Annotated in this window: 11 protein-coding genes and 1 tRNA gene; 5 read left to right on the top strand and 7 right to left on the bottom strand. The window is 67.1% G+C overall.

Annotated elements, in window-relative coordinates; all coding sequences use genetic code 11:
- The 6 genes from WMC41_RS01265 to WMC41_RS01240 form a co-directional block, all read right to left on the bottom strand.
- Positions 1–1,608 (bottom strand): carboxyl transferase domain-containing protein, encoded by a 1,608-nt coding sequence (locus tag WMC41_RS01265; RefSeq protein ID WP_432346809.1) that lies wholly within the window; start codon positions 1,606–1,608, stop codon positions 1–3.
- Complete coding sequence (locus WMC41_RS01260; protein WP_432348415.1) at positions 1,608–2,756, bottom strand: isovaleryl-CoA dehydrogenase; 1,149 nt, start codon at positions 2,754–2,756, stop codon at positions 1,608–1,610. The genes WMC41_RS01265 and WMC41_RS01260 overlap by 1 nt, the downstream gene beginning before the upstream one ends.
- Before the next feature lie 95 nt (positions 2,757–2,851).
- Positions 2,852–6,313, bottom strand: a complete 3,462-nt coding sequence (locus WMC41_RS01255) for an indolepyruvate ferredoxin oxidoreductase family protein (RefSeq protein WP_432346808.1) — start codon at positions 6,311–6,313, stop codon at positions 2,852–2,854.
- 164 nt (positions 6,314–6,477) lie between these two features.
- Positions 6,478–6,930, bottom strand: a complete 453-nt coding sequence (locus WMC41_RS01250; RefSeq protein WP_024270192.1) for an Lrp/AsnC family transcriptional regulator — start codon at positions 6,928–6,930, stop codon at positions 6,478–6,480.
- 15 nt (positions 6,931–6,945) lie between these two features.
- Entirely contained in the window at positions 6,946–8,097 is a 1,152-nt protein-coding gene (locus WMC41_RS01245) for a fumarylacetoacetate hydrolase family protein (protein ID WP_288078846.1), read from the bottom strand.
- 134 nt (positions 8,098–8,231) lie between these two features.
- A complete protein-coding gene (locus tag WMC41_RS01240; RefSeq protein ID WP_432346807.1) occupies positions 8,232–9,422 on the bottom strand; it encodes an MFS transporter in 1,191 nt (396 codons plus the stop codon).
- A gap of 79 nt (positions 9,423–9,501) precedes the next feature.
- Between WMC41_RS01240 and WMC41_RS01235 the strand changes: the two genes are divergently transcribed.
- Positions 9,502–10,521, top strand: a complete 1,020-nt coding sequence (locus WMC41_RS01235) for an AraC family transcriptional regulator (RefSeq protein ID WP_432346806.1) — start codon at positions 9,502–9,504, stop codon at positions 10,519–10,521.
- Here WMC41_RS01235 and WMC41_RS01230 read toward each other — a convergent pair.
- Positions 10,500–10,574, bottom strand: a tRNA-Thr gene (locus tag WMC41_RS01230). The two genes, WMC41_RS01235 and WMC41_RS01230, sit on opposite strands and share 22 nt — an antisense overlap.
- A 149-nt stretch (positions 10,575–10,723) precedes the next feature.
- Between WMC41_RS01230 and WMC41_RS01225 the strand changes: the two genes are divergently transcribed.
- From WMC41_RS01225 to hisD, 4 genes are all read left to right on the top strand, one after another.
- Positions 10,724–10,924, top strand: a complete 201-nt coding sequence (locus WMC41_RS01225) for a hypothetical protein (protein WP_244767429.1) — start codon at positions 10,724–10,726, stop codon at positions 10,922–10,924.
- Between the two features lie 168 nt (positions 10,925–11,092).
- On the top strand, positions 11,093–12,385 hold the full coding sequence (gene murA, locus WMC41_RS01220; RefSeq protein ID WP_432346805.1) for a UDP-N-acetylglucosamine 1-carboxyvinyltransferase: 1,293 nt from the start codon (positions 11,093–11,095) through the stop codon (positions 12,383–12,385).
- 159 nt (positions 12,386–12,544) lie between these two features.
- On the top strand, positions 12,545–12,982 hold the full coding sequence (locus tag WMC41_RS01215; protein WP_432346804.1) for a DUF2948 family protein: 438 nt from the start codon (positions 12,545–12,547) through the stop codon (positions 12,980–12,982).
- A 44-nt stretch (positions 12,983–13,026) separates the two neighbouring features.
- Positions 13,027–14,325, top strand: a complete 1,299-nt coding sequence (gene hisD, locus WMC41_RS01210) for a histidinol dehydrogenase (RefSeq protein WP_432346803.1) — start codon at positions 13,027–13,029, stop codon at positions 14,323–14,325.
- Positions 14,326–14,327: the final 2 nt, after the last annotated feature.

Here is a 14,327-nt window from a genome sequence, read left to right as displayed (position 1 = left end):
CTACATCCTGAAGACGCCGAAACGGGTGGGCTCGACCGGCGCATTGAGCGCCGCCGAGAGTGAAAGCGCCAGCACGTCGCGCGTCTTGCGCGGATCGACGATGCCGTCGTCCCAGAGCCGTGCCGAGGCATAGAGCGGGTGGCTCTGCCGGGCGAACATGTCGATGGTCGGCTGCTTGAAGGCGGCCTCCTCCTCGGCGCTCCAGCTGCCGCCGGCGCGCTCGATGCCCTCGCGCCGGACGGTGGCGAGCACCCCCGCCGCCTGCTCGCCGCCCATGACGGCGATGCGGCTGTTCGGCCAGGTCCAGAGGAAGCGCGGCGAATAGGCCCGGCCGCACATGCCATAATTGCCGGCGCCGTAGGAGCCGCCGATCAGGACGGTGATCTTCGGCACCTTCGCCGTCGCGACGGCGGTGACGAGCTTCGCGCCATGCTTGGCGATGCCCTCGGCCTCGTATTTGCGGCCGACCATGAAGCCGGTGATGTTCTGCAGGAAGAGGAGCGGGATACCGCGCTGGGCGCAGAGCTCGATGAAATGCGCGCCCTTGAGGGCGGCCTCGGAGAAGAGCACGCCATTGTTGGCGATGATGCCGACGGGAAGACCGTGCAGCGCGGCAAAGCCGCAGACGAGCGTGGTGCCGAAGCGCGCCTTGAACTCGTCGAAGCGCGAGCCATCCACCACGCGGGCGATCACCTCGCGCACGTCGTAGGGCGTGCGCGTATCGGCCGGCACGATGCCGAGCAGCTCTTCCGGGTCGTAGAGCGGTGCATCGCCGTCGCCGACCTTCGTAAACTCCGGCTTACGCATATTGAGATTGGCGGCGATCTGGCGGGCAATCGCAAGCGCATGGCGGTCGTCGCGCGCGAGATGATCGGCCACGCCGGAAAGGCGGGTATGCACGTCGCCGCCGCCGAGATCCTCGGCAGTCACCACCTCGCCCGTTGCCGCCTTCACCAGCGGCGGGCCGGCAAGGAAGATCGTGCCCTGGTTCTCGACGATGACGGTCTCGTCGCTCATGGCCGGCACATAGGCGCCGCCGGCCGTGCAGCTGCCCATGACGACGGCGACCTGCGGAATGCCGGCGGCGGACATCTGCGCCTGATTGTAGAAGATGCGGCCGAAATGATCGCGGTCGGGGAAGACCTCGTCCTGGTTCGGCAGGTTGGCACCGCCGCTGTCGACGAGATAGATGCAGGGCAGCCGATTCTCCGCGGCGATCTCCTGCGCGCGAAGATGCTTCTTCACGGTGATGGGATAGTAGGTGCCGCCCTTCACCGTCGCATCGTTGCAGACGATCATGCATTCGCGGCCGGAGACGCGGCCGATGCCGGCGATCATGCCGCCGGAAGGCGAGGCGCCGTCATAGAGGCCGTGGCCGGCGGTGAGGCCGATTTCGAGGAAGGCGGAGCCGGGATCGAGCAATTGCGCGACGCGGTCGCGCGGCAGGAGCTTGCCCCGGGAAACGTGGCGCTCGCGCGCCTTCGCCCCGCCGCCATCCATGGCAAGGCCCGCCGCCGCCTCCACCAGGGCGAGTGCCTCCAGCATGGCCTTGCGGTTTACCGCAAAGGTCTCGCTGCGGATGTTCACGGCCGAGGGGATGACCGGCATCACAGCGTCTCCTGGAAGATTTCGCGGCCGATGAGCATGCGGCGGATCTCCGAGGTGCCGGCGCCGATCTCGTAGAGTTTCGCATCGCGCAGCAGGCGGCCCGTCGGATAGTCGTTGATATAGCCGTTGCCGCCAAGGGCCTGGATGGCCTCGAGGGCTAGCTTCGTTGCGCTTTCGGCGGAGAGCAGGATACAGCCGGCGGCGTCCTTGCGCGTGGTCTCGCCCCTGTCGCAGGCGGCGGCCACGGCATAGACATAGGCGCGCGCGGCGTTGAGGGCGACATACATGTCGGCCACCTTGCCCTGCATCAGCTGGAACTCGCCGATCGGCCGGTCGAACTGCTTGCGCTCGTGCAGATAGGGGATGACCACGTCGAGGCAGGCCGCCATGATGCCGAGCGGGCCGCCCGAGAGCACGACGCGCTCATAATCGAGGCCGGACATCAGCACGTTGACGCCGCGCCCGACGGTGCCCATCACGTTCTCGTCCGGCACCTCGCAATCGGCGAAGACGAGTTCGCAGGTATTGGAGCCGCGCATGCCGAGCTTGTCCAGCTTCTGCGCCGTCGAGAACCCCTTGAACCCCTTTTCGATGAGGAAGGCGGTGATGCCGCGCGGGCCGGCGTCCGGATCCGTCTTGGCATAGACGACAAGCACATCCGCATCCGGCCCGTTGGTGATCCACATCTTGTTGCCGTTCAGCACATAGCGGTCGCCGCGCTTTTCAGCGCGCAGCTTCATCGAGACGACATCGGAGCCCGCGCCCGGCTCCGACATGGCGAGCGCGCCGACATGCTCGCCGGAGATCAGCTTCGGCAGGTACTTTTCCCGCTGCGCGGCGCTGGCATTGCGCACGATCTGGTTGACGCAGAGGTTGGAGTGGGCGCCGTAGCTGAGGCCCACCGAGGCGGAGGCGCGGCTGATCTCCTCCATCGCCACGCAATGGGCGAGATAGCCCATGCCGGACCCGCCATGGCTTTCCGGTGCGGTGATGCCGAGCAGGCCGAGATCGCCCAGCTCGCGCCAGAGCGGCATGGGAAAGGTGTTGCTGCGGTCGATTTCCGCCGCCTGCGGGGCGATGCGGTCGCTCGCAAAACGCCGGACGCTCTCCCTGAGCGCGTCGATTTCCTCACCAAGCCCGAAGCTCATCGCAGCATCGTACATGTCCGTCCTCCCCGGTCGGATGCCCGGCATCCGCCTGCTTTCTCAATTTGCGGAGCCGGATGACCGGCGCCATCGCGGCCTCAGGCGGCCGCCCTGTGTTGTCCTGCCGTGTCGAAGGCCAGGCGCATTTCCGCCTCGCGCGCCCGCACCCACTTCACCGCCGCCTCCTTTACCGGGCCGTAACCACGAATTTCGCCGTAAAGCGACAGCAGCGCAACGGCGGCGTCGAGGTTCTCGCGACAGAGGTTTTCGAGCACATGCTCGGTGAGCGCCACGTAGTCGGCGATGAGCTGGCGCTCCATGCGGCGCTCCGCCGTGCGGCCGAACGGGTCGAAAGCGGTGCCGCGCAGGCCCTTCAGGCCGGCGAGCAGGCCGAAGGCCGGCAGCATCCAGCGGCCGAAGCCGCGTTTTCGCGGACGGCCGTTGGCATCCTCGCCCTTGAGGAAGGGCGGCGCGAGGTTGAAGGCGATGCTGTACTTGCCCTCGAACTGCTCGGCCAGCCCCTGCTTGAAGGCCGGATCGGTGAAGAGCCGCGCCACCTCGTATTCGTCCTTGTAGGCAAGGAGCTGGGCATAGACATGCGCGACGGCGCGGATCAGCCGGTCGTCCGGCCCAAGCGCCCGTTCCGCCTGGCGCACGCGCTCGACCAGCGCCTTGTAGCGTTCGGCCAGGGCGGCGTTCTGGTAGGCCGTCAGGTGTTTCATGCGATGGGCGACCAGCGCGTCCGGCGCCATGGTCTCCAGCGTCGCGGCCGGCTTTCCGGGGGTCAATAGGCGTTCGGCGCGGGCCGGGTCGGCGGCGATCAGGCGGCCCCAGCCGAAGGCGGAGAGCGTGGCGTCGACGGCGACGCCGTTCAGCACGATCGCCTGTTCGATCGACTGGCGCGTCAGCGGGATCAGCCCCTTCTGCCAGGCAAAACCCGTCATCAGGATGTTCGTCGCCATGGCATTGCCGGCCACCTTCTCGGCAATCGTCGTGAAATCGAGAAGATGGGAGGGGTCGCGCAGCGCCGCGCGCACCGTGCCCTCGACATCGCGGCGGCGGAAATCGAAGTCCCGCTTGCGCACGAAATCGGCGACCGGCGTCAGCTTCGTGTTGACGACGCCCGTCGTACGGTGGTGGTCGCAGAGCGTCACGGCATCCTTCGAGGCGGCCACCACGTCGTCGGCGGCCAAGAGGAGATCCGCACCGCCCGTGACGATGCGCGGCGAGGAGACATCCTCATCGCAAAGGCCGATGCGCAGGTGGCTCATGACGGCGCCGCCCTTCTGGGCAAGGCCCGCCATGTCGAGGATCATCGGCGCCTTGCCGTCGAGATGGGCGGCCATGCCGAGGATGGCGCTGATCGTCAGGATGCCGGTGCCGCCGATGCCGGCAATGGCGATGTTGTAGGCGCGGTCGCCGATCCGCACGATGTCGGGCTCGGCAATACCGGTCATGTCCGGGTTGGAGCGCGCGGCCTTGCGCAGCCGGCCGCCCTCGACCGTCACGAAGGACGGGCAGAAGCCCTTGAGGCAGGAATAGTCCTTGTTGCAGGTCGACTGGTTGATCTTGCGCTTGCGGCCGAATTCCGTGTCGAGCGGCTCGACGGAGACGCAGTTCGACTGGGTGGAACAGTCGCCGCAGCCTTCGCAGACGGCGGGGTTGATCACCAGGCGGACCGGCGGATCCGCCATCAGGCCGCGCGAGCGGCGGCGGCGCTTTTCCGCCGCGCAGGTCTGCACATAGACGATGGCCGAACAGCCGGGCGCCTCGCGGATATCGCGCATCACCCGGTCCATCTCGTCGCGATGGCGCACGATGACGCCGGGCGCGAGCATCGCCGGCGGATAGGCGTCCGGGTGGTCGGAAACGAGGTAGATCGGCGCCACGCCCTCGTCATGCAGCTGCCGCGTCATCACCTCGGGGCTGAGCGGGCCATCGACGGGCTGGCCGCCGGTCATGGCGACCGCGTCGTTGTAGAGCAGCTTGTAGGTGATGTTGACGCCGGCGGCGACGGACTGGCGGATCGCCAGGATGCCGGAATGATAATAGGTGCCGTCGCCGAGATTGACGAAGATGTGCTTCTCGTCGCTGAAGGGCGCGATGCCCGACCACGGCACGCCCTCGGCGCCCATATGGGTGAAGGTCGTGGTGTCACGGTCCATCCACTGCACCATGTAGTGGCAGCCGATGCCGGCCGTGGCGCGGCTTCCCTCGGGCACCTTCGTCGAGGTGTTGTGCGGGCAGCCGGAGCAGAAATAGGGCACGCGCTCGACCGGCGCCGTGTGCGCCTTGCGGATCTTCTCGCGTTCCAGGAGATAGGCAAGCTCGTCGGAAATGACCGTCTTCAGGCCGGTGTCGAAATCGAACTGCAGGAGACGGGCGGCGATCGCCCGCGCCACCATGCCGACGGACAAAGCCTCCGACAGCGGCAGGAACGGCTTGTCCTGATGGTCGAACTTGCCGACGATGCGCGGCCGCTCGCCGTGATGCCAGTTGAAGAGCTGCTGCTTGATCTGGTTCTCGATGATCTCGCGGCGTTCCTCGACGACCAGCACCTCCTCCAGTCCCTGCGAGAAGTCACGAACCCCTTCCGGCTCCAGCGGCCAGGGCATGCGGACCTTGTAGATGCGCATGCCGATCTCGGCCATCTCGGCCGGGCCGAGGGAAAGCTCCTTCAGCGCCTGCAGCACATCCTCATAGGCCTTGCCCGAGGCGATGATGCCGAAGCGGGCGCGCGGCACGTCGTGCGTTACCTCGTCCACCCGGTTGGCGCGGGCAAAGGCGATGGCCGCATAGCCCTTGTAGGTCTGGAGGCGTTCGTCCTGCGGCAACGGCGGGTCGGGCCAGCGCAGGCTGAGGCCGTCCCGCGGCAGCTCGAAATCCTGCGGGATGACGAACTGCCGGCGCTCGCCCGCAAGATCGACGGAGGCCGTCGTCTCGACCGTGTCGGCGATAAACTTCATGCCGACCCAGCAGCCGGAAAAGCGCGACATGGCCGTGCCGAGCAGGCCGTATTCGACGAATTCGTGGATCGAGGAGGGATAAAGCACCGGGATCAGCGCCGACATGAAGGCATGGTCGGACTGGTGCGGAATGGAGGACGACTTGGCCGAATGGTCGTCGCCGGCGAAACAGAGCACGCCGCCATGTTTCGCGGTGCCGGCGGCGTTGGCATGCTTCAGCACGTCGCCGCAACGGTCGACGCCCGGCCCCTTGCCGTACCAGTAGCCGGCAACGCCGTCATAGCGCGCGCCCGGCGAGAGGTGGAGCTGCTGCGTGCCCCAGACGGCGGTGGCCGCCAGGTCCTCGTTGACGCCCGGCCGGAACACGATGTCGTGCGCCGCCAGATGCTTTTTCGCCTTTGCAAGCTGCTGGTCGTAGCCGCCGAGCGGCGATCCGCGATAACCCGAGATGAATGCGGCGGTGTTCAGCCCCGCGGCCCGGTCGCGCCGCATCTGGACGATGGGCAGGCGCACGAGTGCCTGGGTGCCGGAAAGGAAGATCCTCCCCTCCTCGGCCATATACTTGTCCTCGAGAGAAAAGCTCTGCTTGAGCATGACCTCCTCCTCGATGGCCCTCCTCCGTGAAAGCCATCCTCCATATGTAGGAGCTTACCCATGGAATGGGAGGAGCGGGTCCCTATTTTCGCGACGGCGAATCACAGTTTCGGGATGGCATCCGCAAAAGCGGCCACTGGGCGCAAAGCCATCCTCATTTCGCGTCAGATCGGAACGCGGTGCGTGTTCTTCAGCTCGTCGAGCGCGAAGCTGGAATTGACGAAGCCAACGCCCGGCAGGCGCAGCAGCGCCTTCTTCAGGATCTCTTCGTACTGGCGCACGCTGCTTGTCAGAACGCGCAGCACATAGTCATGGTCGCCGGTCATGGAATAGCACTGCACGACCTCCGGCATGTGCTTCACCGCCTTCTCGAATTCCAGCAGCGTCGCCTCGTCGTGCTGCTTCAGCCGCACGAAGCAGAAGACCGACACCTCGAAGCCGACGCGCTTCGGATCGACGGCGACGATGCGGCCGCGGATGATGCCCTGCCGCTCCATCTCCTTGATGCGCCGCCAGCAGGGCGTATGGCTGAGGCCGACGCGCTCGCCGATCTCGGCGACCGTCAGCTCCGGTTCGCTCTGGAGCAGCCGCAGGATCTTGCGGCTCGTCTCGTCCATGCCGCCTTCACCCATCTAGAGGAGCCCGCGGGAGGAGAGGTTGCGCATCAGCGCGGTGATGCCGAAGGTCCAGGGCGGGCATTCGGTGGAAAGGCGCACGGTGTTTGTGAGGGCGCCGAGTTCGGCATTGGAGATCGTCACCCGGTCGCCGGTCTTGTGGGTAAAGCCCTGGCCGGGGGTGTCGCGGTCCTCGACAGGCGCGAAGAGCGTGCCCATGAACAGCAGGAAGCCGTCAGGATATTGATGGTGCTTGCCGATCGTCTGGGCGACGAGGTCGAGCGGATCGCGGCTGATCTCGCGCATCGTGCTGCGGCCCTTCAGGACGAAACCGTCCTCGCCCTCGATCAGGAGGTCGAGATCGGCCTTGCGCACATCGTCGATCGCATAGGTCTCGTCGAAGAGGCGGATGAAGGGACCGATGGCCGCCGAGGCATTGTTGTCCTTGGCCTTGCCGAGCAGCAGCGCCGAGCGGCCCTCGACATCGCGCAGGTTCACGTCGTTGCCGAGCGTCGCGCCCTTGACGCGGCCCTGGCTGTCGACCGCCAGCACGATTTCCGGCTCCGGATTGTTCCACCTGGAGATCGGGTGCAGCCCCACCGAAGCGCCCCAGCCGACGGCGGCCAGCACCGGCGCCTTGGTGAAGACCTCGGCATCCGGCCCAATGCCGACTTCCAGATACTGCGACCAGACGCCTTCCTCGATCAGCGCCGCCTTGACCTTGGCCGCCGCTTCCGAGCCCGCCTTCAGGTCGCGCAGGCTGTCGCCGATGATGGCGGTGACGCGGCCGCGCACCTTGTCCGCCAGCGCCGGATTGCCCGCCGCCTTCTCCTCGATCACGCGCTCGATCATCGAGCGGGCGAAGGTGACGCCGCAGGCCTTGACGGCCTGGAGGTCGCACGGCGCGAGCAGGTGCAGGCGGGAAAAATTGCCGGCGCCCTCGACGGAGGCCTCCAGCACCGTATCGAGCGTGCCGAGCGGATCGCAGGGCGCCGCGCGGGCGACAGCCGCCGGATCGTCCGTTTCCAGGAGGTCCCGCATCGTCGGGATGGCCCGGGACGTGATGTCGCACAGCTTGCCGTCGCGCAGCATGACCACTGCCGGCCCCTGTACATCCGGCCGCCAGACGCGCCCGACAAAAGTTCCCTGCGAAAAATCGCCTGCCGTCATCGTCACGCGCCGCTCCTCCAAGAATCCTCGACTGGAGTTCTAGACCGAAAAGCATGACGGGGAACAGGGTGAAGACAGGCACACGCAAACGAAAATAGGGAGATGGCGGACGGGAACGCCGCCATCCCGTGCGATCAGGCCGGCCGGGTGCGCACCGCCGAGACGATGGTGAGTGCGGCCAGCAGCAGCACGGCGCCGCTGGCGACGAAGACGCTCGTCACGCCGGTTGTATCGAACAGGGCCCCGCCTGCGGCGGCACCGGTCGCGATGGCGAAATTGATGGCGGCGACGAAGAGGCCGCCGGCGCTTTCGGCCTCGTCCGGCACGGCGCGGGTGATCCAGGTCGACCAGGCGACCGGCACCGCGCCGAAGGCGAGGCCCCAGAGCGCGACCATGGCCGCATCGCCGGCAAGGCTGCCGCCGAAGAGGGCGAGCGAGAGGGCGAGCGCGCCCATCACCACCGGCATGATCGTCAGCGTGAAGCGCATGGAACGTTCCAGCAGCACGGCGCCGAGATAATTGCCGAAGAAGGTGGCGATGCCGAAGCCGAGCAAGACGGCCGAGAAGCCCTCGACGCCGAGGCCCGTCACCGTTTCAAGGAACGGCCGTATATAGGTGAAGAAGGCGAAATGGCCGGTGAAGACGAGCAGGATCGCGAACATCGCAAAACCCACGCCGGGCCGCGTCAGCACCTCGAAGAGCGTGCCGAAGCGCGAATGGCCGCGCGGCGGAAGCGAGGGCAGCGTCGCAAGCTGCACGACGAGTGCCAGCGCACCGAGCACGGCGGCGCCCAGAAAGACGTTCCGCCAGCCGACGATATCACCGACATAGCTGCCGACGGGCGCGGCGAAGACCGTGGCCGCCGACACGCCGAGGAACATGACCGACAGGGCCTTCGGCACATAGGCCTCCGGCACCAGCCGCATCATGGTCGCTGCCGAGAGCGTCCAGAAGCCGCCGAGCGCCATGCCGAGCAGCACCCGCCCGGCCAGAAGCATGGCGAGGTTCGACGCCATCGCCACCAGGAGGTTTGAAAAGATCAAAAGGACCGAAAGGCCGAGCAGCACGAGCCGCCGGTCGATCCTGCGCGTCACCACCGTGACCAGCAGGCTCGTCGCCAGCGCGACCGCCGCCGTCGCCGTCACCGCCTGGCCGGCCATGCCCTCGGATATCCGAAGATCGGCCGCCATCGGCGTCAGCAGGCTTGCGGGGAGGAATTCCGCGCCCACCAGCCCGAACACGCCGAACGTCATCGATATCACGGCCCCCCAGGCCGGCCGCGCATCCGCTTCGCTCTGCGGCGCCGCGATTGTTGCATCCGTCATCTGCCATCCCTTTCCTGTTGCAGTGCGTGCTCCAAGAGGTGGGTTGAAATGCAAGACGCACAATGTCATTTTATCCGCAATGTTTGATCGATCGTCCGACTCCGCAAAAAACCTGCACGACCCCGTCAGCGAACTGCTGATGGGCATGCGCCTGCGCGGCGCGAGCTACGGCCGGCTCCAGCTCAGCCCGCCTTTCGGCATCCGCTTTCCGGCGGGGCCGGAAGCCCGCTTCCATTTCGTCGCCCGCGGCAAGGTCCTGCTGCGCGCGCCGGGCGAGGCCGGGCGCGAACTTTGCTGCGGTGATGCCGTGCTGCTGCCGCGCGGCGAGGTGCACGAGATCGTCACCGGACCGCATGTCCAGATCCGCGACTACGAGAGCTATACGCGAAAGCCGCTCTGCGCCGATGTGGCGGCGGTGGAGGCCTGCATCAAGACGGCGGACCCGGAAAACGATACGCTGATCTTCACCGGGCGCATGGAATTCGAGCTCGACACGCTGCATCCGCTCGTCGGCCTCATGCCGCAGATCATGTCGGTCGGCGCGCTGATCGGACGCCAGCCCGAACTGATGCCGCTGCTCGACGCGATGGAACGGGAGATGGGGGAGGAGCGCGTCGGCTCGGCCGGCATCCTCGCACGCCTTGCCGACGTGGTCGCCGCCTCCATCGTGCGCGGCTGGGTGGAATGCGGCTGCGGCGATGCGACGGGCTGGATCGAGGCGCTGCGCGACCCGCGCCTCGGCCGCGTCATCGCCTCCCTCCACCGCGAGCCCGGCCGCAACTGGACGCTCGCCGACATGGCTGAGGAAATGGGCAGCTCCCGCTCGGTCTTCGCAAAACGCTTCGTCGAGGTGACGGGCGTGACGCCGCAGCGCTACGTGCTTGCCCTGCGCATGCGTCTTGCCGAACAATGGTTCCGCCGCGACAAGCTGTCGATCGACACCGCCGCCCGCCGCCTCGGCTTCGGCTCCCAGGCCGCCTTCGCCCGCGCCTTCAAACGCGTCGTCGGCGAACCGCCCGGCCAGACGCGCAGGAAGGCGGCGACGGGTGCGGAAAATGGAAAGAAAACGAGGAAGAATGGTGCTGCTAGAGAGATTTGAACTCTCGGCCTCTCCCTTACCAAGGGAGTGCTCTACCCCTGAGCTATAGCAGCATCCGGCGAAACGAAGGTCTGTTCCGCGTGAGCGAGGGCCTATTGCCATAGGTCATCCGGCAGTGCAAGCGGCGATTTTGCGATTGTTGCAACAATTCTGGTGATGGCAGTGCTTTTTTGCCGGGATCGATTTCGATAAAAGGACGGGCATGAGCGGCAAGGACGAGACGAAGAGCGGGAAGATCAGGACCGAAGCGGAGATTCGCGCGGAGCGGCTGGCCAAGACGCTGCGCGACAATCTCCAGCGGCGAAAACAGCAGGCGCGCGCCCGCCGGGCCGGCGCAGCGGATGAAACGACCGGGCTTCCGGGGGGACGTCCTGCCGCAAAAAAAGACGAATCGGACGGTTAGTCGGGCATGTCTTCACCCGAAGACGACGGGGATGGTTTTCCAACCGGCGCGCGCAAAAGGGCGGGCGGCCGGCACGGTCTTCATTTTTCGATCGCGATGCTCTAAAGAGGCCGCCATCTCCGAAAGCCGAAATTCTTTGAGAAAGGCGGGCCCGGCCCGTAATCGCACATGGATCGTATCCGAATTGTAGGCGGCAACGAACTTAAGGGCACCATCCCGATTTCCGGCGCCAAGAATGCCGCGCTGCCGCTGATGATTGCCTCGCTCCTCACCGACGACACGCTGACGCTGGAAAACGTGCCGCACCTCGCCGACGTCGAGCAGCTCATCCGCATCCTCGGCAACCACGGCGCCGACATTTCCGTCAACGGCCGCCGCGAGCGCCAGGGCGAAGGCTATTCCCGCACGATCCATTTCACCTCGCGCAACATCGTCGACACGACGGCGCCCTACGAGCTCGTCTCGAAGATGCGCGCCTCCTTCTGGGTCATCGGCCCGCTGCTCGCCCGCGAAGGCAAGGCCCGCGTCTCGCTGCCGGGCGGCTGCGCCATCGGCACGCGCCCGGTCGACCTCTTCATCGAGGCGCTCGCCGCGCTCGGCGCGAAGATCGAGATCGACGGCGGCTATATCGAGGCGACGGCGCCGGACGGCGGCCTCGTCGGCGCGCGCTACACCTTCCCGAAGGTCTCCGTCGGCGCGACGCACGTCCTGATGATGGCGGCGACGCTCGCCAGGGGCACGACGGTCATCGGCAATGCCGCCCGCGAGCCGGAGGTGCAGGACCTCGCCAAGTGCCTCAACGCCATGGGCGCCAAGATATCGGGCGCCGGCACCGCGACGATCACCGTCGAGGGCGTCACCCAGCTTTCCGGCGCGCGCCACCGCGTGCTGCCCGACCGCATCGAGACCGGCACCTATGCCATGGCCGTCGCCATGACGGGCGGCGACGTGACGCTCGAAGGCACCGATGCCGCATTGCTCGAAACCGCGCTTGAAGCGATCCGCCGGTCCGGCGCCGAGATCACCTCGACGGAAAGCGGCATCCGCATCGTGCGCAATGGCGGCGGCATCAAGCCGGTCGACGTCGTCACCGACCCCTTCCCGGGCTTCCCGACCGACCTGCAGGCCCAGTTCATGGGCCTGATGACCAAGTCGAGCGGCATTTCGCACATCACCGAGACCATTTTCGAGAACCGCTTCATGCATGTACAGGAGCTGGCCCGCCTCGGCGCGAAGATCTCGCTCTCCGGCCAGACGGCCAAGATCGAAGGCGTTGAGCGGCTGCGCGGCGCCCCGGTCATGGCGACAGACCTGCGCGCCTCGGTCTCGCTCGTCATCGCCGGCCTTGCCGCCGAAGGCGAGACCATGGTCTCGCGCGTCTACCACCTCGACCGCGGCTTCGAGCGGCTCGAGGAGAAGCTCACCCGCTGCGGCGCCGTCGTCGAACGCGTCAGCGACTGATCTTCCCTGCGCGGCGGGCGTTGCAGTCTGCCGCGCGCCGTCCTATCTCGTGGAAAAGACCGGATGCCGCAAACCGCGGTGTCCCCAAGCATTTTCCCGCAATGCCGCTTGCGAAGGCGCTTCCCGCTCCCTTGCCGGCTTGCCCCCGAAGGACGCACCATGAACAGCCTGAAACTGCTCGCCCTCGACACGGAAGACCTCTCCGTCGTTTCCGCCCACCTGCAGGACGCCGTCTTCAAGACCGACGGCCTTTCCTATGACCCCCGCCACGGTGTCTTTTCCGTCATCGTCAACCGCTTCGTCTGGGAAAAGGCGGTCGGCCGCGGCAAGGCCTTCGAGCGCCGCCGCGCCGTCGTCGCCTTCAAGCGCGTCAATGCCGTCCGCTCGCTCGGCATCGACCGCAAGGACCAGGACGCCGTCTTCTCCCTGCTCGCCGTGAATTTCTCCCGGAAGGGCGAAGGCCCGGACGGCACGCTGGAACTCGTGCTCTCCGGCAGCGCCTCCATCGCGCTCGATGTGGAATGCGTCGAAGTTCAGCTTGCAGATACCGGCGGGGCATGGGAAACCAGCTTGAAGCCCCGCCATCCGGCGGTTTGAAGGATTTGCCGGCGCTTTGGCCGGAAGACGACAGGACGGACGACTTGGCGATCAGACTTGACTACCAGAGCAGTGATTTCGAAAGCCGGTTCGCTGCCTTCCTGACCACCAAGCGCGAGGTCTCCGAAGACGTCAATGCCGTCGTGCGCGCGATCATCGACGATGTGCGCGCCCGCGGCGACGCGGCGCTGGCCGACTATTCGAGGAAATTCGACGGCCTCGACTTTGCCGTCACCTCCATGCGCGTCTCGCTGGAGGAGATCGAGGCAGCCTATGACGCGGTCGATCCGAAGATCATCGCCGCACTGGAACTGGCCGCCCAGCGCATCGAAAAGCACCATGCCCGCCAGCGGCCGAAGGACGACATCTACGAGGACGACATCGGCGTCGGCCTCGGCTCGCGCTGGACGGCGATCGACGCCGTCGGCCTCTACGTGCCGGGCGGCACCGCGAGCTATCCGAGCTCCGTGCTGATGAACGCCGTGCCGGCCAAGGTCGCCGGCGTGCCGCGCCTCGTCATGGTCGTGCCGGCAAAGGACGGCGAGATCAACCCGGCCGTGCTTGCCGCCGCGCGCATCGCCGGCGTCGACGAGATCTACCGCATCGGCGGCGCGCAGGCCGTCGCGGCCCTCGCCTACGGTACGCAGACGATCGCGCCCGTGGCCAAGATCACCGGCCCCGGCAATGCCTTCGTCGCCGCCGCCAAGCGCCAGGTCTTCGGCACGGTCGGCATCGACATGATCGCCGGTCCCTCCGAAGTGCTCGTCATCGCCGACGCCGACAACGACCCGGACTGGCTCGCCGCCGACCTTCTCGCCCAGGCCGAACACGATGTCGGCGCCCAGTCGATCCTCGTCACCGACAGCTTGGTGCTCGCCGATGCCGTCGAGGCCGCCGTCGAACGGCAGCTCAAGACGCTGGAGCGCGCGGAGACCGCCGCCGCCAGCTGGCGCGATTTCGGCGGCGTCATCCTCGTGCCCGACCTTGCGAAGGCCGTGCCGCTCGCCAACCGCATCGCCGCCGAGCACCTGGAGATCGCCACCGCCGATCCCGACGCGCTGATGCCGAAGATCCGCAATGCCGGCGCCATCTTCGTCGGCCGTCACACGCCGGAGGTCATCGGCGACTATGTCGGCGGCTCGAACCATGTGCTGCCGACCGCGCGGTCCGCCCGCTTCTCCTCCGGCCTTTCGGTGCTCGACTACATGAAGCGCACCTCGATCCTCCGGCTCGGTGCCGGCCAGCTCCGCGCCCTCGGCCCCGCGGCCATCACGCTTGCCGAGGCCGAAGGGCTCGGCGCGCATGCCCGTTCCGTCGCCATCCGGCTCAACCTGGAGACATAGGG

Source organism: Shinella yambaruensis, from assembly GCF_050859155.1.
Taxonomy (GTDB): Bacteria; Pseudomonadota; Alphaproteobacteria; order Rhizobiales; family Rhizobiaceae; genus Shinella; species Shinella yambaruensis.
The sequence above is the reverse complement of the archived record's forward strand: the minus strand, read 5'-3'. Positions and strand labels throughout refer to the sequence as shown.